Annotated in this window: 19 protein-coding genes; 5 read left to right on the top strand and 14 right to left on the bottom strand. The window is 62.3% G+C overall.

Features of this window, described 5'->3' with window-relative positions; translation table 11 throughout:
* Positions 1–4: 4 nt before the first annotated feature.
* Complete coding sequence (locus tag EEQ99_RS24830; RefSeq protein ID WP_028755560.1) at positions 5–448, top strand: hypothetical protein; 444 nt, start codon at positions 5–7, stop codon at positions 446–448.
* A gap of 56 nt (positions 449–504) precedes the next feature.
* Here the strand turns inward: EEQ99_RS24830 and visR are convergent, their stop codons facing one another.
* The 13 genes from visR to EEQ99_RS24765 form a co-directional block, all read right to left on the bottom strand.
* On the bottom strand, positions 505–1251 hold the full coding sequence (visR, locus tag EEQ99_RS24825; protein WP_097622997.1) for a transcriptional regulator VisR: 747 nt from the start codon (positions 1249–1251) through the stop codon (positions 505–507).
* 8 nt (positions 1252–1259) lie between these two features.
* Positions 1260–2006: a transcriptional regulator VisN gene (visN, locus tag EEQ99_RS24820; RefSeq protein ID WP_028755562.1), complete on the bottom strand. Its 747-nt coding sequence runs from the start codon at positions 2004–2006 to the stop codon at positions 1260–1262.
* A gap of 430 nt (positions 2007–2436) precedes the next feature.
* Positions 2437–4128, bottom strand: coding sequence for a flagellar basal-body MS-ring/collar protein FliF (fliF, locus tag EEQ99_RS24815; protein WP_028755563.1), 1692 nt, complete (start codon positions 4126–4128; stop codon positions 2437–2439).
* A gap of 201 nt (positions 4129–4329) precedes the next feature.
* Positions 4330–4719, bottom strand: coding sequence for a chemotaxis protein CheT (cheT, locus tag EEQ99_RS24810; protein WP_028755564.1), 390 nt, complete (start codon positions 4717–4719; stop codon positions 4330–4332).
* A 16-nt stretch (positions 4720–4735) separates the two neighbouring features.
* On the bottom strand, positions 4736–5290 hold the full coding sequence (cheD, locus tag EEQ99_RS24805) for a chemoreceptor glutamine deamidase CheD (protein ID WP_028755565.1): 555 nt from the start codon (positions 5288–5290) through the stop codon (positions 4736–4738).
* Positions 5287–5676 carry a response regulator gene (locus tag EEQ99_RS24800; protein WP_003556488.1) on the bottom strand — a complete coding sequence of 130 codons (390 nt, stop codon included), beginning with the start codon at positions 5674–5676 and terminating at the stop codon, positions 5287–5289. Before EEQ99_RS24800 ends, cheD begins: the two co-directional genes overlap by 4 nt.
* A complete protein-coding gene (gene cheB / locus EEQ99_RS24795; protein WP_047613585.1) occupies positions 5677–6720 on the bottom strand; it encodes a protein-glutamate O-methylesterase CheB in 1044 nt (347 codons plus the stop codon). It lies immediately after the preceding gene.
* A complete protein-coding gene (gene cheR, locus EEQ99_RS24790; protein WP_028755567.1) occupies positions 6717–7625 on the bottom strand; it encodes a protein-glutamate O-methyltransferase CheR in 909 nt (302 codons plus the stop codon). The genes cheB and cheR overlap by 4 nt, the downstream gene beginning before the upstream one ends.
* On the bottom strand, positions 7622–8089 hold the full coding sequence (locus EEQ99_RS24785; protein WP_028755568.1) for a chemotaxis protein CheW: 468 nt from the start codon (positions 8087–8089) through the stop codon (positions 7622–7624). The genes cheR and EEQ99_RS24785 overlap by 4 nt, the downstream gene beginning before the upstream one ends.
* A gap of 4 nt (positions 8090–8093) precedes the next feature.
* Positions 8094–10388 carry a chemotaxis protein CheA gene (locus tag EEQ99_RS24780; protein WP_047615218.1) on the bottom strand — a complete coding sequence of 765 codons (2295 nt, stop codon included), beginning with the start codon at positions 10386–10388 and terminating at the stop codon, positions 8094–8096.
* Between the two features lie 17 nt (positions 10389–10405).
* Positions 10406–10771: a chemotaxis response regulator CheY1 gene (cheY1, locus tag EEQ99_RS24775; RefSeq protein ID WP_003570362.1), complete on the bottom strand. Its 366-nt coding sequence runs from the start codon at positions 10769–10771 to the stop codon at positions 10406–10408.
* Positions 10768–11064, bottom strand: a complete 297-nt coding sequence (locus tag EEQ99_RS24770; RefSeq protein WP_003545491.1) for an STAS domain-containing protein — start codon at positions 11062–11064, stop codon at positions 10768–10770. Before EEQ99_RS24770 ends, cheY1 begins: the two co-directional genes overlap by 4 nt.
* Positions 11065–11127: 63 nt before the next feature.
* Entirely contained in the window at positions 11128–12756 is a 1629-nt protein-coding gene (locus EEQ99_RS24765) for a globin-coupled sensor protein (RefSeq protein WP_127431240.1), read from the bottom strand.
* Positions 12757–13482: 726 nt separating this feature from the next.
* On the opposite strand from EEQ99_RS24765, the gene EEQ99_RS24760 reads away from it, so the two are divergent.
* Positions 13483–14904: an ArnT family glycosyltransferase gene (locus EEQ99_RS24760; RefSeq protein ID WP_127431239.1), complete on the top strand. Its 1422-nt coding sequence runs from the start codon at positions 13483–13485 to the stop codon at positions 14902–14904.
* 6 nt (positions 14905–14910) lie between these two features.
* Here the strand turns inward: EEQ99_RS24760 and EEQ99_RS24755 are convergent, their stop codons facing one another.
* On the bottom strand, positions 14911–15216 hold the full coding sequence (locus tag EEQ99_RS24755) for a helix-turn-helix transcriptional regulator (RefSeq protein WP_028755572.1): 306 nt from the start codon (positions 15214–15216) through the stop codon (positions 14911–14913).
* Positions 15217–15250: 34 nt separating this feature from the next.
* Between EEQ99_RS24755 and ybaL the strand changes: the two genes are divergently transcribed.
* The 3 genes from ybaL (at position 15251) to secD (ending at position 20142) form a co-directional block, all read left to right on the top strand.
* Positions 15251–17071, top strand: a complete 1821-nt coding sequence (ybaL, locus tag EEQ99_RS24750; protein ID WP_028755573.1) for a YbaL family putative K(+) efflux transporter — start codon at positions 15251–15253, stop codon at positions 17069–17071.
* 54 nt (positions 17072–17125) lie between these two features.
* Complete coding sequence (locus EEQ99_RS24745; protein ID WP_028755574.1) at positions 17126–17506, top strand: hypothetical protein; 381 nt, start codon at positions 17126–17128, stop codon at positions 17504–17506.
* An 86-nt stretch (positions 17507–17592) separates the two neighbouring features.
* A complete protein-coding gene (gene secD / locus EEQ99_RS24740; RefSeq protein WP_127431238.1) occupies positions 17593–20142 on the top strand; it encodes a protein translocase subunit SecD in 2550 nt (849 codons plus the stop codon).
* The last annotated feature ends 146 nt before the right edge of the window (positions 20143–20288 follow it).

Below are 20288 nucleotides of genomic sequence, written 5' to 3'. Positions count from 1 at the left end.
CCGAATGAAAAAATGCCCCCACTCTACCCAGCGTGAAAAGATCCTCGCCGTTGCGATCAGCCCGGTCGCCACGGAACTGCGCCTTCTGGATGCCTCTGACCTTATTTCACTGCTGCGCTTCGAGTATTACGGCAACCTTTCCGATCTCGTCGCGTCGGCGGCGGAGCTTTTCTTCCATCCGGGCACAGTGAATTTCGGCCTGGGCGGCAACTATACGCTGGAGTGGGGCGGTAAGCCCGAGGTCGTTCTCGATCTGGAAATCAAGCCACGCGGCGTCACCGTCTATGCCCAGCTCACCCTTGCCGAAGATCACGCCGGCATCGAGATCAATCATATCGCTTTCCAGGATCCATCGGCCGATCCTGACGAGAATACCGTCTTTCTCGAAAAGAGCCTCCGGGAAGCCCGTTACAACGTCAACCAACCGCCTCGGGCGCTGGCCGGCTGACGTCCCCTCAAGACAATCGAGCATTCATCCACATTGGATAGAAGAACGGCGCGGGTTCAGCTGATGTAGCCGAGCCGGATCGCCTTGGCGATCGCCTGTATGCGATTGACGGAATCGAGCTTGATGGTCGCCGAGCCGAGATAGGCGTTGACGGTGTGCACCGACAGGCCGAGCTTGTCGGCGATCTCTTCGCTGATGCGGCCGTCGCCGGCAAGCTGCAGACAGGCGATCTCGCGTTCGCTCAACGCCTCGGCGGCAGCCGTTCGGCGTTCATCGAGCGAGAGCAGATCCATCATGATATGGCAGCAGCGACCGTGCAGTTCGACGATGGTATCGCTCGACGGATCGATCTCATCGCCGGTGAAGAGGATGAAACCATTGCCGACGGCGCCGAGCCGCACCGGAAAGGCAAGGCCGGAGAAAGGCAGAATACCGTTCTGCAGCCGTGTCATGAACGGCGAGAAGTCGGCCGGGCCGGGCGCCGGGCGATCGTGACCGCCGGCCCATGAGAGCGGCAGCAGCGACTTGTCGATATGGTCGAGAAGGATATCGCTGTAGGCATCGATGAAGGCCTTGCCGAAACCGGCATTGGAAGAGCCCCAGTTCTCGAGCTCGCAGACCAGGCGCTGCTTTGCCGGAAGGCCCGAGCCGCTGACGCGGAAGATCGCAAAGCCTTGCGCATCGGCGAGCTTCTGCATGGCGATCAGCCGCGGAAAAAGATCGGACCGGCTGGAAATCCTGTTCACACGCACCATGCGCAGCTGCTCGGCGCTGCTCATCGTCCTGCCTGGTGAATGTGCCATGGATCCCCCTATACGAGATTATTGCGGACGGCGAAGGCAATGGCTTCGGAGCGGGTCTTGGTCGCCGTCTTGCGCATCACGCTGGTGATGTAGTTGTTGATGGTATTGCGGGAGATTCCAAGGATCATCGCGATCTCGTCGCTGGTCTTGCCCTCGGCGATCCAGAACAGGCATTCGAGCTCGCGGTCCGTCAATTCGAAATCGCGATCGACCTTCGTGCCACCGCAGCGAAGGAAGCTCGCGACATAACCTGCAAGCAGGCCCACATCGCGCAGGCGCTCCGGCGAAAGGATGAACCCTTCGCCGAATAGGAACATCAAGGCCAGCCGCGACCGGCCGACATTGAAGGTCAATGAACAATATTGGCGGCTGGCGCCGTCCGGCACATCGGCACTATCCGGCAGAAGAGCAAAATTCGGCTGGAAGACCTGCATGCATTTTTCCAGCTCGGTCGAACGGGCATAGCCGCTGACCAGATCATTGGCGATGTCCTTGACCAGATCGAAAGGCCAATCGGACGAAACGATGAAATCGAGGCCGCTTTCCTGAATGAGATCGCAGCGCGCCAGAAGATAGTGCGAAGCACCTACATACTCCGTCAGCGCGCGCAGACCGGACTGCAACCTTCCAGTGTCGGCGACACCGTGCAGGCGCTGGATCACTTCATCGCGCGGTAATAGACCCGGCGCCACCGCGCTCGCGAAATTCGCCATCTGCCTCTCGCCCTTGCTCGCCTGAAGTATGTTCATATCCATTGGCAACGTCCTGCGGCTGAGAAACGATCAAACTCGGTGCAACAGCAATTTTTCTGTAAAGGATTCAATTCAAGTCCCGCTCGAATCCCATTTCGAATCACCTAAGGGTAAGCCAGCCGATGTAAATCACCATCTCCGACTTCTAGGGATTTACATCAACTGCCGTCCATGCACTGATTCGAGCACCATTCGCGCCCTTCAAGATATAGGGGAGGCTAAGGTGATTCTGGCTGTACCGCAACTTGATTCGCGTTTTACGCGAGTATGCCTCAACAAATTTCTCTAAAGCGGTATTCACTGCAGTCAGGCCTATATCCTATTCGAATTGCTGGCGCTGGCCGTCATTTGCTTTGCGGGAACCGATACATCCCGCTGCAGGACATAGTGCCTGCTACCGACATAAAAAAAGGCCGGTTGCCCGGCCTTTCCCTTACGCTGCGTCGTCGATCGCCCATTTCCGGAGGATTTTCGCGGCGCGCTCCTCGTTGATTTCGACCATGCGAGAGAGTTTGCGTTCCGGGCCTTCCTTGACGCGACGGTTGAAGTTTCCGTCGTCGTCGCCGAGGCTGAGCAGGTCCTCGGTGCTGTCGAAGCCGAAGTCGGACCCGAAGCCGTCCATGAGAGCACCTCCGGACGCTCCTGCCGCGGGCGCGAAGTCGGGAAGCTCGAGGCCGGCCGCTTCCGGCGTGGCGTCGCCGAGAACCGAGCCGCCGCCGTTGCCGCTGACGCTGCGCACTAGAGGCCGCAGGCCCATCCAGACCACCACGAAGGCGACCGCGACGAAGGCGAGCGAGTTGATGATGCCGGCAAGGTTGCGGCTCAGCATGTCCATGACGCGGACACCACCGGTGGCGTCTTCGAGCAGCTGGTTCTCGAGGAAGTCCATGGCCGTGACGGTGACGACGTCGCCGCGCTTGGCGTCGATGCCGGCCGCCGAAGTGACGATCTTCTGCATCTCGGCAAGATAGGCGTCGATCTTGGCCTGATCGGCAGGTTCGCCAACCATCTTGGCGATGCGGCCCTTGTTGACCACCACGGCGATCGACAGCTTCTCGACCTTGTAGCTGTTGCGGGTCGTCGCCGTCGTCCTGCTGTTGATTTCGTAGTTCGTCTGCTCTTCGCGCTTGTCGGACTTGTCCTGCGATTCCGGCCCGGCGGAACCGCCGGCCTCGGGAGCCGCCTGCGGGATGTTCTGCTCGACCGTCGTCGCGCTATCGGATGTCTTCTGCTGCGACTGCTGGGCTTCCTTCGTCGAGCGCACCGAGCGTTCGACCTTGGATTCGGGATCGTAGGTCGTTTCCTGGATCTGCTGGGCGTCGGTGTTGAGGTCGGCGGTAACGCTGGAGCGGAAGTTGTCCATGCCGAGGAAGGGCGCCAGCGCCTTGTCGATGTTGGATTCGACTTCCTGCTGGACGTTCTGGACGATGTTGAGCGAGCGGTTCAGCGAGCTGTTGCTCGCCTCGTCGCCGGATGCAAGCAGCTGACCGGCGGAATCGAGGATCGTCACGTCATCGATGTCAAGCCCCGGCACGGCCGAGGCGACGAGGTGGCGGATCGAGGTCGCCGCGCTGCGCCCGGCGGTGGCGCTGGCGCGAATCATGACGGAGGCGGTCGGCTTCTGCTCGGCCTTCCGGAAGTTTCCGACCTCCGGCATGACGATATGGACTCGCGCGGCTGTTATACCCGAGATCGATTGGATGGTACGGGCGATTTCGCCTTCCAGCGCTCGAACCCGCGTCACCTCCTGCATGAAGGAGGTCAGGCCGAGGGAGCCGACGTTGTCGAAAAGTTCGTAACCGGCATTGGCGCTGTTCGGCAGGCCGCGCTCGGCAAGCATCAGCCGGGCCTTGCCCGTCAACCCCGCGGGGACGCTGATGCTGGAACCGTCCGTGCCGACCTGGAAATCGATGTTGGCTTCGGCAAGCGCCATGCTGATCTGATTGAGATCCGGCGAATCCAGACCGACATAGAGCGTTTCCTGTGCCGGCTTGTTGACGAAAAGGGCGGCCGCAAGGACGATTGCGATGGAAACGGCACCGACGCCTCCAAGAATCATCAGGCGCGTTCGGCCCAGGGAGCCGAAGTTCTTAAAGATCTGAACTAATTGATTTAACAGATTCATTCTGTTCTCGCACGATCCGTCAAAGACAAAGCAGGCTTATTGCCTCATCAGACGAATAGTCGGCGAAACTTGTGCGAGCGTTTCGTGAAGCGCATGCGCGAGCGAAAAGGCCTAATGCCATCGCCCGAAAGAGAACGGTGATTTTGGGATAGCGACCTGCATAAAAGCGCGTCGCATGAATCCGGTTTGGCGCGAGGTGCTTTAGAAGAAATCGAAGTCGCCGGCTGCCTTGCTCAATGGCTGGGAATGGCCGTGGCGGGTGGCGCCGCCCAATGCCTTCTGCATCTCGGCCAGCTTGACGAGGCTGAGCGCGGTTGCGACGTCGACCGACCAGCCGTGCGGGATTTCGCCGGTGATGGTGTCGATGAATTCGGCAAGGCCGCGCGATTTCTGCACGGCGAGATCAATGCCCTGCATGACCTTCATGGCATCCGGCGAATTCAGGATTTCCGCGCCGCCGAGTTCGAGAAGCTGTGGCTCGATGCGCTCGATCAGATAGGCGACGTCGTGCAGTTCCGAAACGATGCGCATCAGGATGTCGCTCAGCGCTTCGACGGGCGCAGGCGGCTCCATCACCGGGTTAAATGTCATATGAAAATCCTCGCCATCAAAAAAATTCGATACTGGTTTCGACGGGCTTCTGCGGAGCGGCGGGACGCTGCTCGAGAGCGACGGTTCTCTGCGTTTCGGCGCCGGTCAGGGGGTATTGCCGCGCACGACCGGAGACCGGCCAATATTCAAGCTTGCGTCCATGCTCTCCGCCGGTGGAGGAACCAACCACCGGAATGCCTTCATCCCTCAGGAACTGCACGGCGAAGGCCGCGTTCTGCTCACCGACATTGGAGAATGTCGAGATCGTCTTCGCGCCGCCGAAGATCTTTGCCTCCAGCCGGTCGCGCCGGGCGCCCTGCTTCAGGAGACCGTTGATCAGCAGTTCCATCAGATGCACGCCGTAGCGCGTGGCATCGCCGCCTGATGTCGGCGAGGTCGCCGAACCGGGCAGCAGGAAGTGGTTCATGCCGCCGACGCCGGCGATGGGGTCTCTGAGACACGCAGCCACGCACGAACCGAGAATGGTCGAGAGGACCGCATTCGGATCGCTCAGAACCTTGTACTCGCCCTGAATGATGTGCACGCGGCGGGCTGCCCCCTCAGTGATCATTTCAGGGCTCCAAACACGGCTTCGATGGCCGCTTTCATCTTCTCGATCGTGAACGGCTTGGCGAGCACGTTGTTGGCGCCGAGCTGGGCCGCCTTCTGTACCAGTGCGCGGTCACCCTGAGCGGTGAGGATGATGAAGGCCGCCTTCTTGGTGTTCGGGTTGGTGCGCACGGCCTGCAGGAAGCCGATGCCATCCATCTTCGGCATGTTGAAGTCCGAGATCACCAGGTGGTGCGGCTGCTCGGCCATGATCTTCATGCCCTGCTCGCCGTCGCCGGCCGACGTGATCTGTTTGAAACCGAGCTGGGTCAGCGCGTCGCTGAGCAGCAATCGGCTCGTTACCTGATCATCGACGATCAGAACTTTGATTTTCTCCGCGATCGACATTTATTCGGTCCCTTCCTTTCGGGCGGCTGTCATTTTCAATATTTCTTCACCGATGGCAGACAGCGGCAGCTGCTGCTCAACGGCGCCAAGTTCGTGGGCAACCCTTGGCATTCCGTAAACGACACAGGTTTTTTCGTTCTGGCCGAGCGTTCTGGCGCCGGCGTGGCGCATTTTCAACAATCCGGCGGCGCCATCGCGGCCCATTCCGGTCAAAATCACGCCGACGGCGTTGCGGCCCGCCAGTTCCGCGACCGAATCGAACAGCACGTCCACGGATGGGCGGTGGCCATTGACCGGCGCACGGTCGACGAGGCGGCAGGACGGCGCCGAGGCGCCGCTGACCTGAAGGTGACGCTCGCCGCCAGGGGCCAGATAGATCTTGCCGATTTCGAGGCGGGCCCCATCGGTCGCTTCCTGCACCACCGGGGCACAGAGGCGGTTCAGCCGTTCGGCGAAGCTCTTGGTGAAGGTCGGCGGCATATGCTGGGTGATGACCGTCGGCGGGCAATTGGCCGGAAATTTCTGCAGCACGGCAATCAGCGCTTCAACGCCGCCGGTTGACGAGCCGATGGCGACGATCTTACGGCCGACGCGGAAATCGGCGACGGAGGGCGGTGGCGTTGGCGCGGCGGTGGGCTGCGAGAACTGGCGCTGCGTGCGCGCGGCGGCCTTGACCTTCTCGGCGAGGTCGCCGAAGGGCCTGAGTTCGCCCGGACCCGGCTTGCCGACACAGTCGAACGCACCGATCTCCAGCGCCGCAAGCGTCGCCTCGGCGCCGCGATGGGTCATGGTGGAGACCATGATCACCGGCATCGGGCGCAGCGTCATGATCTTCTCGAGGAAATCGAGACCGTTCATGTTCGGCATCTCGATGTCGAGGGTCACGACGTCCGGGTTCAGCCGCTTGATCGCCTCGCGCGCTTCCAGCGCGTCGCCGGCCTGGCCGATGACGTTGACCTCGGGATCGGAACTCAGGACGGCAGTGATCAACCCGCGCATCGTCGGCGAGTCGTCAACAACGAGAACCCTTGCCGGAGCGCTCATGCCTTCCTCCCGAGACCCTTGGTCGTATAGCGATAGGTCGTGATGCCGATATTGTCGAAGACGTGTTTTGCCTCGCCTGAAACACGCTCGGAATGGCCGATATAGAGATGACCGCCTTCCGGCAGCAGGCCGGCGAAACGCTGCCAGATCTTCATCTGTGTCGGCTCATCGAAATAGATGACGACGTTGCGGCAGAAGATGACGTCGAACTTGCCCTTGAACGGCCATTGCGCCATCAGGTTCAGCTCGTTGTAGGTGATCAGCCGCTTGACGCGGTCGTCGACCTGGAACTTCCTGCGGCCCTGCACCTCGACTTCGCTGAACCATTGCTTGCGCATGGCCGGCGAAACGGTTTCGAGCGCGTTCTCGTCATAGGCGCCGGCCCGGGCGATCGCCAGGATCTTCGGGTCGATGTCGGTCGCCAGAATCTTGAAGTCGTAATCGGCGACATTCGGCATCAGCGACAGCACGGTCAGCGCGATCGAATAGGGTTCCTGGCCGTCGGAGGAAGCCGCCGACCAGATGCGCACCCTGCCGCCCGATCTCGCCCGCTGCAGCAGCTCCGGCAGGACATGGTCGCGCAGATGGTCGAAATGGTGGTTTTCGCGGAAGAAGCGGGTGAAATTGGTGGTCAGATGCGACAGCATCTCACGGCGCGCCGGGGCGCCGGCCGGCGAAGCGACGAGGTCGCAATATTCCCGGAAGCCGGACAGGCCGAGATTGCGGATATGTTTCGACAGGCGCGAATAGACGAGCGACGCCTTCGTCTCATTGAGGAAGATGCCGGCATCCGAATAGATCATCGCGGCGATCTCCGTGAGGTCGCGGCGCGTCAGCGGATATTCTCCGCTCGCCAGGACCTCGTCGGATCCCTGCCTTTGATCTTTTGCGCCCATTACACTCATGCGGCTTCGCTTTCGGTCTCTGAAAAGAGGGATTCGAGTTCGATCAGGCAGATCATGCGCTTCTCGATGGCGAGAATACCGCGGGCAAATTGACGCTCGAGTTCGGAGGAGATCTCGGGCGTCGGCTGGATGGTTTCGTCGGTCACCGTCAGGATATCGGAGACGGCGTCGACCAGAAGACCGACGACCTTGCGCCGGACCTGGGCGACGATGATGACATGACGGGCAGTCGGATCGGCCGGCTTCATCCCCAGCCGGGCGGCCAGATCGATGATCGGCAGCACCGCGCCGCGCAGGTTGATGACACCAAGCATATAGGCAGGCGAGTGCGGCATCGCGGTCGCCGGGGTCCAGCCCCGGATTTCGCGAACCGACATGATGTTCACGCAAAATTCCTGATCCCCGATGCGGAACGCGATCAGTTCGCGATCCCCCTCGTTCAGATTTTTTACAGTGTACGACATTCCCTTACCCTACCGCTGCTAACGACATTTCCGCTTTGAGCGACTGGCCGCGCGAGGCGCCGACAACCGCGTCGACATCGAGGATGAGAGCCACGCGCCCGTCACCGAGAATGGTGGCGGCGGCAATGCCCGGCACGTGGGTGTAGTTGGCCTCCAGGCTCTTGATGACCACTTGGCGCTGACCCTGGATGGCATCGACCATCAGGGCGCGCTGGCCGCCGCCTTCGGATTCCACCAGAAGCGCCACGCCCTCGACAGGATTGGCCTGGGTCGCACGGAAGTTCAGGATGCGGCCGACATCGACCAGCGGGCAGAACGAGTTGCGGATCGAGATCAGCCGGTGGTTGGCACCGAAGGAGTGGATCGCGGCCGCTTCCGGCTGCAGGGTTTCGACGATCGCCGTCAGCGGCACGACCAGCGTCTGGCCGGCAACGGTGACCACCATGCCGTCGAGAACGGCGAGCGTCAGCGGCAGGCTCATGGTGAAGACCGAGCCGTGACCCGGCTTCGAGGTGATGTTGATGCGGCCGCCGAGCGCCTGGATCGAACGTTTGACGACGTCCATGCCGACGCCGCGGCCGGAGATGTCGGAGATCTTGTCGGCCGTCGAGAAGCCCGGCAGGAAGATCAGGTTGTCGATTTCCTCGTCCGAAAGGTTGGCATCGGCCGGAATGAGATCGTTGTCGATCGCCTTCTGGCGGACCTTCTCGCGGTTGATGCCGGCGCCGTCGTCGGCAAGCTCGATCAGGATGCGTCCCGAACGATGCTTGGCGGTCAGGCGAACCGTGCCTTCGGTGTTCTTGCCGGCGGCTGCGCGCTTTTCGGGCGTTTCGATGCCGTGGTCGACGGCATTGCGGATCATGTGGGTCAGCGGCTCGGCCAGCTTGTCGATGACCGTCTTGTCGACTTCGGTGTTTTCACCTTCGGTGATCAGGCGGATCGACTTGCCGGTCATGTCGGCGATTTCGCGGACGATACGCGACATGCGCTGGAACACCGGCTTCACCGGCTGCGCGCGGATCGCCATGACCGAGTCCTGGATCTCGCGGGTGAGTTGCTGCAGCTCCTCGAGGCCCATATTGATCGAGGAGGTGCCGGTCGTGTCATTCTCGATGACGCTCTGCGACAGCATCGCCTGGTTGATGACCAATTCGCCGACGAGGTTGATGAGGCGGTCGACACGGTCGAGATCGACGCGGATCGTCTGGCCGGCGCCGGCGGCATTGTTCTGGGCGGCAGCGCTTGCGGCGGCGGCTGCGGCGGCTGCCGATTCCTTCTTCTCGACACGGGCTGCGGCTGCGGCCATCTGCGTGACGTTAGACGCGGTCTCGGCGGCGGCAACGGCGGCGGCCGTCTCTTCGGCGCGCGCGTCGGCGGCAACCTCTTCGGTTGCGCCCGTTTCATCCAGGATCGACAGATCGAAGGGAACCGGCACCATCGGCAGTTCGTCGTTGCTGGTCGCGTCAGCCCTTGCTTCCTCGAGCGGCTTCACCGTCAGTTCGCAATCCCATTCGGCGAATTCGAAGACGGTGCGAATGGCGTCCTCGCCCTTGTCCGTCTTGATCGTGACGTTCCAGAAGAAATAAGCGCCTTCCGGATCGAGTTCCTCGAGGCCCGGCAGCTCATCCGTGTTGCAATAGATGGTCATTTCGCCGAGGCGCGAGAGATCGCGCAGCAGCAGGGTCGCGTCGTTGCCCTTGGAATAGAGTTCGTAGCGCGGCTTGAAGATGACTTCATAGGTCGGCAGGTCGGAGCCCGCATCGCCTTCGCCGCCAAAATCGTCGAAGGAAAAGGGGATCGGCTGGAAGCCGCTGTCATCCGTCGGCTTGACGGCCGGCGCTGGAGCGGCCTTGGCCGCGGGCTTTGCGGCAGCCTTCGGCGCGGGCGCCTCGGCCGATGCCGAAGGAGACGGCAACTCGCCGTTGGCCAGCGCCTCGAGCTCCTTGACGAGGCCGCGGCTGCGGCTTTCATCGACACTGCCGCCGTCGCGCGCAGCATTCGTCAGGTCGGCCAGCACGTCGGCCGACTTCAGCATCACCTTCAGGACGTCCTGGGTCGGCTCAAGCTTGTTGGATCGAACGCAATCGAGAGTGGTCTCGAAAACATGGGCGAAGGCTACCAGATCATCAAGGCCGAAGGCGCCGGCGCCACCCTTGATCGAATGCACGGCACGGAACACCGCATTGACGGTTTCCGGATCGCGATCGCCATCATTCATTTTCAGAAGACCGGATTCCAGCTCGGCGAGCTGTTCCTCGCACTCCTGGAAAAAGATCTCTTTGATTTCGTTCATATCCATAGGAGCAAATCCTGGGTTTAAGCGGTTACACGCTCAATGGCATCGATCAGCTTGGCCGGGTCAAAAGGCTTGACGATCCAGCCCGTGGCACCGGCCTGGCGGGCGCGGTTCTTCTTTTCCGCGTCGCTTTCGGTGGTCAGGACCAGTATCGGGATGGCCCGGTATTTCTCGTTGCGGCGAACACCTTCGATGAAGCCGAAACCGTCGAGACGCGGCATGTTGATGTCGGTCACGATGACGTCAGGATTGGACTCTTCGAGAACCTCGAGGCCTTCGACGCCGTCTTCCGCCTGGATCGTCTCGAAGCCGGCATTGTTCAGCGTCACGAGCAGCATGTTTCGGATGGTGCGGGAATCATCCACGGTAAGAACTTTTTTCTTCATTGCCGAATCTCCTTGGCAAGCAGGTGGTCAATATTGACGCCAACCAGCTGCATGGTTTTCTGAAATGCGTCGGACACCTTGGAGAAGGTGAACGGCTGCTTGTCCTGTTCCCAGGTCTTCTCGGCGGACATCAGAACCTGGGCGCAAAGAGCACCGATCCGTTCGACGCCTGATGCGTCGATCGAAAGGCCGCTGCCCCTGAGGGAGAGGAGTTTGTCGCGCAAGGCGGAAGCCTCGTTGAGGTCGAGCACCGCTGTCAAATCCAGCGTCTTGCCACTCTTCTTTGCTGCCATCAGCTTTTCCTTGTCCCCTTGTCCCCGGCTCGAGAAGACGAGCTGAGGCAATCATCCGATAGGTTAGTAAACATTCCGCCCACCTCCGACGCTTGCGAAGGGCTTCGGAACGCCAAAATCATCATTTTCATAGGCGTCTTCGACCGGTGCCGGACGGGCAGAGGCTTCGATGGCGCGCGGCGGTGCGGCGCGAACCGGCGCCGGGCGCCCGGCATTGGCGTTTTCCCGAGCGATGCGGAACTCGCGAACCGTCTGGCCGAGCTCGAGAATGACGGTGTGGAGGTGGTCGGCGCCCTCAGCCGAGCGCTCCGCCAGGCCGGCACTCTCCGCCACCTCGCCGCCCAGACCCTTGACGTCTGATGTGACGCTGTCGAGGCTTGCGGCATGTTCGCCGGTTCTCGTTGCGATGCCGGCGATGGCGGCGTTGATGTCGGTGACCTGACGCACGATGCTGCCGATCGAATCCTGTGTGCGGCCGACCATCTGCACGCCGGCGTCGACCTGCGCCTTGGTCGTCGTCACCAGCGTCTTGATCTCGCGGGCGGCTTCGGCCGAACGCTGGGCAAGGGCGCGGACTTCCTGGGCGACGACGGCAAAGCCCCGGCCGGAATCGCCGGCGCGCGCGGCTTCGATGCCGGCGTTCAGCGCCAGAAGATTGGTCTGGAAGGCGATCTCGTCGATCGCGCCGATGATCTGGCCGATCTTTTCCGCCGACTGTTCGATATCGGCCATGGCGCTGATCGCGCGACCGACGACCTCACCGCTTTCCTCGACGGCGGCGCGCGTCGAGGCGGCTGCCTGTTCGGCGGCGCGGCTGTCGGCCGCACCGTCGCGAACACTGCCGGCAATGCCGGCAAGGGCGGCGGCGGAAAGCTGCAGCCGGTCGGCCTGGCCGGAAGCCGTGCCGGCGAATTGCCTGGACAGGCCGGCAAGCGAGCCTGTCGCCGCTTCGGCTTTGAGCGTGCGCTCTGTGATCGCGGCAAATTCCGCCTGAAGTCCGTCCAACGCGCAATTCAGCGCGGCGGCGATCCCGGCATGGTCGCCGTCGACGGGCGCGCGGCGTGTCAGGTCGCGGGCAGAAAGACCTTCGATGACATCGCCGAAGATCCGGGCGATCTCAGCCTCGTTGTCGGCGCGCTGATCGGCGAGCGCGCGGCTCTGGGCGGCGCGCAGCGCGTTGAAGCGCAGCGAGACGGCAATTTCCACATCGACCATGACGATTCGGATGATCGCCGTCATCAGATCGGAGATTTCACGGCTGCGGCGCTTGGCCGACGGCAACAGCGGACGGCCGGCAATCTCCTGGGCAAGACCGGAAACGACATGCTCCAGCATGACGCCATGGCCGGCGACGTGCCAGCGCGGGTCGAGGCCCATCTTGTTTTCGGTATCGGAGAGCACCTTGACGCGCTCGGCATAGAGACTGTCGAACCGCGCATCCGTCAGCACGTCCCAATGCGAGGACTGCAGATCATGCAGGCGCTCGACCTGACGCTCGCTCTCGAAATTGCGCGAGGCGTCGGGGAACGACTGGAATCGATGGAAGAGATCCCTGAGCCCCGCCTTCAAATGGGCTTCGAGGGCCGGCCGGTTGCGGCGCACCAGCTCGCACTGGTCAGCATCGAGACCGGCAAAGCGCAGGCGGTCGCGCAAGCTGCCTGCCTGCGCTCCACGAGCCTGATCTGATGGCATGTCCTGCCTCAATGCCTGTCCCCAACCACATTCCGGGCGACGGCCCGGCGAAAAACCTGCGCAGCATCCGTTGAACGCGAAGCGTGGAGACGGTTCTCACCACCGGTTACAACCGGCGGATCGAAGCCCCCTGATCAGCTATGTTTCGGAGCTGTCTGAAGAGATGGATACCGGATCAACCCGGTACGGCGGGACGGCGTCATGCCTGGTGGGAACGAGTGCATCTTCCCATTCCGACGTGTAAACCAATGTTTATGGTTAATTCCTTGCCTGAAGGTTAATAAGCCTTTCGCAGGACAGGCTTTTGAAGCAATTCAAGGCAGTTGGCTGCAAATACTGTTGCGGAGTTGCATGGCTGCTACAAGGCACACGCAAGCTCCGTGGTATATGCCGGTCGATAACCAAGACATGACGTCGACAAGGACAGAGCAATGATTGTTCTCGGATTGGGTTCCTGCTTGATAGCAATGACGCTCCTTGCAGCCGTCGCCCTCCTCGATTTTCTCGCTGCACACCGCGATACCCGCACGCTTCGGGTGTTCTAAGCGCGTTGCGCTTTCAGATACGCTCCTCGCGCTCCGGCTCTTTATTTCCAACGCATGTCGTTATCGCAAAACCGCTACACAGTTTTGTGCGACATGCTGTAGACCGCCCCTTCCCCGTTGGCAGTCCGGCACCTTTGGTGTATCGCACTCGCGCCTTTCATGTCAGCGGAACTATTCGTTCATGTCCCCCAGATCTGGTCTCCTCATCGTTCTCGGCTTCACGCTCTGGCGCGTCGTCCTGCTCAATTTTGACGCGACGGACCTTTTCGTCGATGAGGCGCAGTACTGGTTCTGGTCGCAGAATCTCGATCTCGGCTATTATTCCAAGCCGCCGATGATCGCCTGGGTGATCCGGGCGATGACCGAGTTTTCCGGCTCCAACGCCATCTATTGGATCAGGCTGCTCGGACCGCTGATCCACATGGCGGCAGCATTGGTGCTGATGAAGATAGCAAAGCGTTTCGTCGGGCCGGAGATCGAAGGCTGGACGGGCGCCACCTACATCACCCTTCCCGGTGTGGCGCTTTCTTCGGTGTTCTTCTCGACCGACGTCATCCTGCTGTTCTTCATCGCGATCGCCCTGCTTGCCTATTTCGGCCTGACGCAGCGACGCTCGGTCGGGTTGGCGCTCGTCATGGGCCTTGGGGTCGGCCTCGCCTTCCTGTCAAAATATGCCGTGCTGTTCGTCGTTCCGGGCGGCGCGATTGCCCTCCTGCTCATTCCGGCGGCGCGCATCGCCATTCGGGATTTCATCATCGCGGTCGCCGTCGCGGCGGTCGTCGCCTTGCCGAACCTCTGGTGGAACCTGCAGCACGACAACACGACGGTGCGGCATACGCAGGATATCGCCCATTGGAGCGAACTCGGCATCAATCTCCGTCGCGGGCTTGAATTCTTCTCCGCCCAGTTCGGCGTCGTCGGGCCGATCATCTTCTTTGCGATGCTGTGGGCGGTGTACCGCATGATCAAGGGCAGGAGCGACGACCGGGAAAAGATGCTGGTCTGGCTGTCGATGCCGGTGGTGGTGCTGATCACGCTCCAGGCGACGGTCGCCAAGGCCTATGCCAACTGGGCGGTGACCGCCTATGTCGCCGGGACCATCCTTGCCGTCTGGCTGCTTTACCGGATGTGGCCGAAGGGGCTGAAACTGTCGCTCACCATCAACGGCATCGCCACCCTGCTCTTTCCGCTGGCGACGATCTTTCCGCAGCAGTTGCTGCTGCCGAACGGCGACGAATTGATGAAGCGCTATCTCGGCCGCGCCGAGGTCAGCCGCGAGGCTGCCGCACTCGCCGGTCAGGCGGGCACCGACATCATCGTGACCGACGATCGCGACATGGTCGCCGATCTTTTCTATACGCTCCGCGACGCATCCTACAGGATCTATGCGCGAGCGCCGGCGGGCCTTCCGGAGAGCTATTACGAGCAGGAATTCGCGCTGCCGGCCGAGATTACCGGCAAAGTGCTTTTCCTGACGGACGGGGGCCTCACCTGCGCCACCGAGGCGCCCGAGGTGCTGAAGAGCTGGCAGCCGACGCAAGGCAACTACAAGGGCAAGACGCTCTCCGCCTACAAGGTCTCTGCCGCCTGCCTGGCGCCCTGAACCGATTCAGCCGGCTGGATTGGGCAGGCAGAGACCGGTGCCCGCTCCCTCGATCTCGACGAATTTGACGCCGCCCTCCTCGAAGGCGAGGCGCAGCTGCGCCTCCGTCGCGCGGTGGATGTCGTGGTGCCGTCCCTCGTAGTCGCGAATGGTGCTGCGCGAGACCGCGGCCCTTTCGGCAAGATCGGTCTGGGTCCAGTCGAGCAGGCCGCGTGCCGCGCGGCAGAGAGCGGGAGTGAGAATTGTTTCCCGTGCGCCTTGACCCATGATTTTAAGTTGCCCATATTGGTCGATATAGACCATATATGTCATATTACGAACGGGATTTCCAGATCGGGAGACGACGATGCCACACGATACGCCCTTGATTTCGACAATCGTCGGCGGTCTCGTGCTGGCTTTCATCTTCGGCGCCTTCGCCCATCGGCTGCGGATGCCGCCGCTCGTCGGTTATCTCATCGCCGGCGTGCTTGTGGGGCCACATACGCCGGGTTATGTGGCAGATCAGAACCTTGCGCCGGAGTTGGCCGAAATCGGCGTCATCCTGCTGATGTTCGGCGTCGGGCTGCATTTCTCCCTGAAAGACCTGCTGTCGGTGCGCGGCATCGCCGTGCCCGGTGCGATCGTGCAGATCGCCTTTGCGACACTGCTCGGCTGGGGACTCGGCGCCTTCATGGGCTGGCCGACCGGCGGCAGCCTGGTCTTCGGCCTGGCGCTTTCGGTCGCCTCCACCGTCGTGCTGTTGAAGGCGCTGCAGGAGCGGCGGCTTGTCGAGACGGAGCGCGGCAGGATCGCCGTCGGCTGGCTGATCGTCGAGGATCTCGCCATGGTGCTGGCGCTGGTGCTGATCCCGGCCGCCGCCAGCATCGGCGGCGAGGGCCACGCTCCTGTCGAGCCGCTCTCGGCCGCACTCAGCCGCCTGTTCGGCCTCGATCTCGGCATCGGCGGCATGATCGCCATGACGCTGGTGAAGGTGGCGCTATTCGTGGCGCTGATGCTGGTCTTCGGCCGCAAGCTCATTCCCTGGACGATGCACCGCATCGCCCATACCGGTTCGCGCGAGCTCTTCCGGCTCGGCGTGCTGGCGATCGCGCTCGGCGTCGCCTTTGGCGCGGCGAAGCTCTTCGGCGTGTCGCTGGCGCTCGGCGCCTTCTTTGCCGGCATGGTGCTGGCCGAAAGCGAACTCAGCCATCGCGCCGCGCAGGAAAGCCTGCCGCTGCGCGATGCCTTCGCCGTGCTGTTCTTCGTCTCGGTCGGCATGCTGTTCGATCCGAATATCCTGATCGACAAGCCGCTGCCGATTCTGGCCACCATCTTCATCATCGTCATCGGCAAGTCCGTCGCCGCCCTGCTGATCGTGCTCGCCTTCAAGAAGCCGCTCGGCACGGCGCTGACGATTTCGGCCAGCCTCGGCCAGATCGGCGAGTTCTCCTTCATCCTCGCCGCCCTCGGCGTCGAACTCGGGCTGTTGCCGGAGGAAGGCCGCGACCTGATCCTGGCCGGCGCCATCATTTCGATCATCCTCAATCCGCTGCTGTTCTTCCTCTGCGACCGCATGCGGCCGCTGCTGGATGGTGCAAAGCGCGAAGACGCCGTGGCCGACCCTGCTCCCGCTGCAGATGCGATAGCAGCCCAGGAGGAGATGCCGTCTGAAGACGACGAGGTGCACCCGACTGCTCTCAGCGGCCACGCCATTCTCGTTGGCTACGGGCGGGTTGGCAGCATCGTCGGACAGAATCTCAAGTCGTCAGCCACACCTTTTCTCGTCATTGAGGACTCCGATAAGCGCATCGGCGAGCTGAAGGTGCAGGGTATCGAAACCCTGGCGGGCAATGCGGTGATGCGGGAAACGCTCGATCTCGCCAATCTCTCCGGCGCCCGCAGCATTGCCATCGCCATCCCCAACGCTTTTGAGGCCTGCCGCATCGCCGAGCAGGCGCGCAGCGTCAATCCATCGATCCTCATCGTCGCCCGCGCCCATTCCGATGCAGAGGTCGATGAATTGAAGCAATATGGCGCCGACACCGTCATCATGGGCGAGCGCGAAATCGCGCTTGGCATGGTTGACCGGCTCGCCCAAGTGCATCATGAGAGTGTGCCCTATGAAGACGGACATGGGCCTGATACAATTATGCCTGCGGATGAACCTCCGCCGGAAAAAGAATGAGAGATTGGCGCGCTTTTGAGCCGATACGGGAGTGACATCGCCGGGACGGAGAAGATGGAGCTGGAGCAGCGCCGTCTGACGGGCCGTATCGCCGCCTCCCTCCTCGTCGCCATTCTTGCCTATCTCGGCCTGCTTCTCGGCGGCAACCTGATCATCTCGCCTGTTGTCACCGTCAACACGCTCTCCTCTTCCGATCGGGATCCGCAGCCGCCGCAGCTGACCGCGCGCGATGCCGTGCGCGGATTGCTTGCCACCGAGCGCAGGCTTGCGCCGAAGCAGGCAGCGCATGACGCCGGATCGCCTGCCCTTGCCGTCGCCCCGGCTCTCGATTTCGCCGGCTGGACCATGCCAGCCGCTTTTCCGGCATTCGAAGCCTCGCTTCGCGCCGCAGTCTCCAGGACCCATCAGCCGCGCGCACCGCCCGCCGCTGCCTGAGGTTTGCGCCGATCGGCGCTCCGACCGACCATTGACGACATACTGCCAGCGCCCAAGCGCCGGCCCTCGATATCAAGGAATACAACATGCGTACTTCACCATGGCTGGTGTTCACCTATACGGTGATCATCCTTCTCGGGCTATTGATCGCCCTGCCGAATGTCCTGCCGCAATCCACCCTCCAGCGTATTCCGGCATGGCTGCCGCATGAGCAGGTGTCGCTCGGCCTCGACCTTCGCGGCGGCTCGCACCTCGTTCTCGAAGTCGACGAAGCCGACCTGACCAAGGAGCGGCTGCAATCGCTGCTTCAGGACGCGCGCCGCGTGCTGCGCGAAAAGGGCATCCAGCCGAAAGCCGTGGTCCGCAGCCAGAACCAGATCGTCGTAACACTCGCCGACGCCGCGCAGAGCGATGCCGCCGTCACCGAACTGAAGACGCTCGCCAACCCGATCAGCACCGGTCTCAGCGCCGGCCAGGCCGATCTTGATGTCGCCGCAAACGGCGCCACGATCACCGTCGGCTTCTCGCCGGCCGGCATTTCCGCCAATGTCGACAACGCGGTTCAGCAGAGCCTCGAGGTCATCCGCCAGCGCGTCGACCAGGTCGGCGTCTCCGAGCCGACGATCCAGCGCATCGGCGCCAACCGCGTGCTCGTCCAGCTTCCGGGTGCACAGGATCCGTCGCGCCTGCGCGAACTTCTCGGCTCCACGGCCAAGATGTCGTTCCACATGCTGGCGCCGAACAACCAGCCGGGACCTGGCGTGACCATGCTGAAGGACGATGAAGGCCGGTCCTATCCGGTCCTCGATCGCGTCGAAATCTCCGGCGATCGCCTTTCGGATGCCCGCGTCAGCTTCGACCCCAACACGCATGAGCCGATCGTCAGCTTCCGCTTCGACAGCGCCGGCGCCACCCGCTTTGCCGACATCACCCGCCAGAACGTCGGCAATCCCTTCGCCATCGTCCTCGACGACAAGGTGCTGAGCGCGCCCGTCATCCGCGAGCCGATCACCGGCGGTTCCGGCCAGATCTCCGGCAACTTCTCGGCCGACAGCGCCACGACGCTTGCCGCCATGCTGCGCGCCGGCGCCCTGCCCGCCAAGCTGACCGTCATCGAGGAACGCACCGTCGGCGCCGACCTCGGCGCCGATGCGATCAAGATGGGTATTTATTCCGGCATCGTCGGTTTTGCTCTCGTCGCACTCTTCATCTTCATTCTCTATGGCACCTGGGGCGTGCTGGCGAATGTCGCCCTGTTGATTCACACGATCCTGACCTTCTCCGCCCTGACGCTAGTCGGTGCGACGCTGACGCTGCCGGGCATCGCCGGTGTCGTTCTCGGCATCGGCCTTGCTGTTGACGCCAACGTTCTGATCAACGAGCGCATCCGCGAAGAAACGCGCAAGGGCAAGAGCGCCTTCGCCGCCATCGACACCGGCTTCCGCCGTGCCTATTCGACCATCATCGACGGCAACATGACGGCCCTGATCGCTGCGGCCATCCTGTTCTACTTCGGCTCCGGACCGGTTCGCGGCTTTGCCGTGACCATGGCGCTCGGCCTGATCATCTCGATGTTCACCTCGGTCGCCTTCGTGCGCGTCGCGATGATCGAGATCACCCGCCGCCAGAGGCTGAAGGTGCTGAACATCAGGCCGCTGATCCCGTTCAGCCCCTATGACAAGCACATCCAGTTCATGAAGGCGCGCTTCTTCGGCGTCACCGTTTCGGCGCTCCTGTCGATTGCCTCGGTCGCGCTGTTCATTCACCCCGGCCTCAACTACGGCGTCGATTTCCGCGGCGGCATCCAGATGTCGGTCAGGACCAGTGCCCCGGCCGATCTCGGAACCCTCCGTGAGGGGCTGAACAGCCTCGGCCTCGGCGAAATCTCGCTGCAGTCCTTCGGCGACAACAACAGCATTCTCGTGCGCGCCCAACGGCAGGAAGGCGGCGAAGAGGCACAGACGGCTGCTGTGACCAAGCTGAAGGCCGAAGTCATCAAGCTCGACCCGAAGGCCACCGTCGAAGGCACCGATGTCATCGGTCCGAAGGTCAGCGGCGAGCTTGCCTGGGCCGGCATCCTGTCGGTCGTCATCGCAAGCTTCGCGATGCTGATCTACATCTGGGTGCGTTTCGAATGGCCGTTTGCCGTCGGCGCCATCGTCACGCTGGTGCTCGATGTCACCAAGGCGATCGGCTTCTTCGCAATCACCGGCCTCGACTTCAATTTGACGGCCATCGCCGCCATCCTGACGCTCGTCGGCTACTCGGTGAACGACAAGGTCGTCGTCTATGACCGCATGCGCGAAAACATGCGGCTCTATAAGTCGATGCCGCTGCGCGAGATCATCGACAAGTCGATCAACGAGACCCTGGCACGAAGCCTCTATACCAATGCGACGGCCTTCCTCGCCCTGGTGCCGATGGCGATCTGGGGCGGCAGCGCGGTCTCGAGCTTCGCGATCCCGATGGTCTTCGGCATTCTCGTGGCCGGCGCCTCTTCGATCTTCATCGCGGCGCCGATCCTGCTCTTCCTCGGCGACTGGCGCCGCCGCCATGCCAAGGCGGCACCGGCAACCGATGCGGCAGTCGAAATCATCCCGCCAGAACAGGGCCGCCCGCGCAAATCGGCGACCTGAGAATCTCGTTGTTAACGTATCCTTGAAGAGGGCGCCGGTTGCAGAGCCGGCGCCCTCTTTCTATTGTCGGCGACTGCATTTTGTGCCAATTCAAAGTGTTACCGCGTCCTTTGCGCACCTGAAGAGACGCGGCGCTGTCATTGAGA

The sequence above is a fragment of the Rhizobium anhuiense genome, from assembly GCF_003985145.1.
Taxonomy (GTDB): domain Bacteria; phylum Pseudomonadota; class Alphaproteobacteria; order Rhizobiales; family Rhizobiaceae; genus Rhizobium; species Rhizobium anhuiense.
The sequence above is the reverse complement of the archived record's forward strand: the minus strand, read 5'-3'. Positions and strand labels throughout refer to the sequence as shown.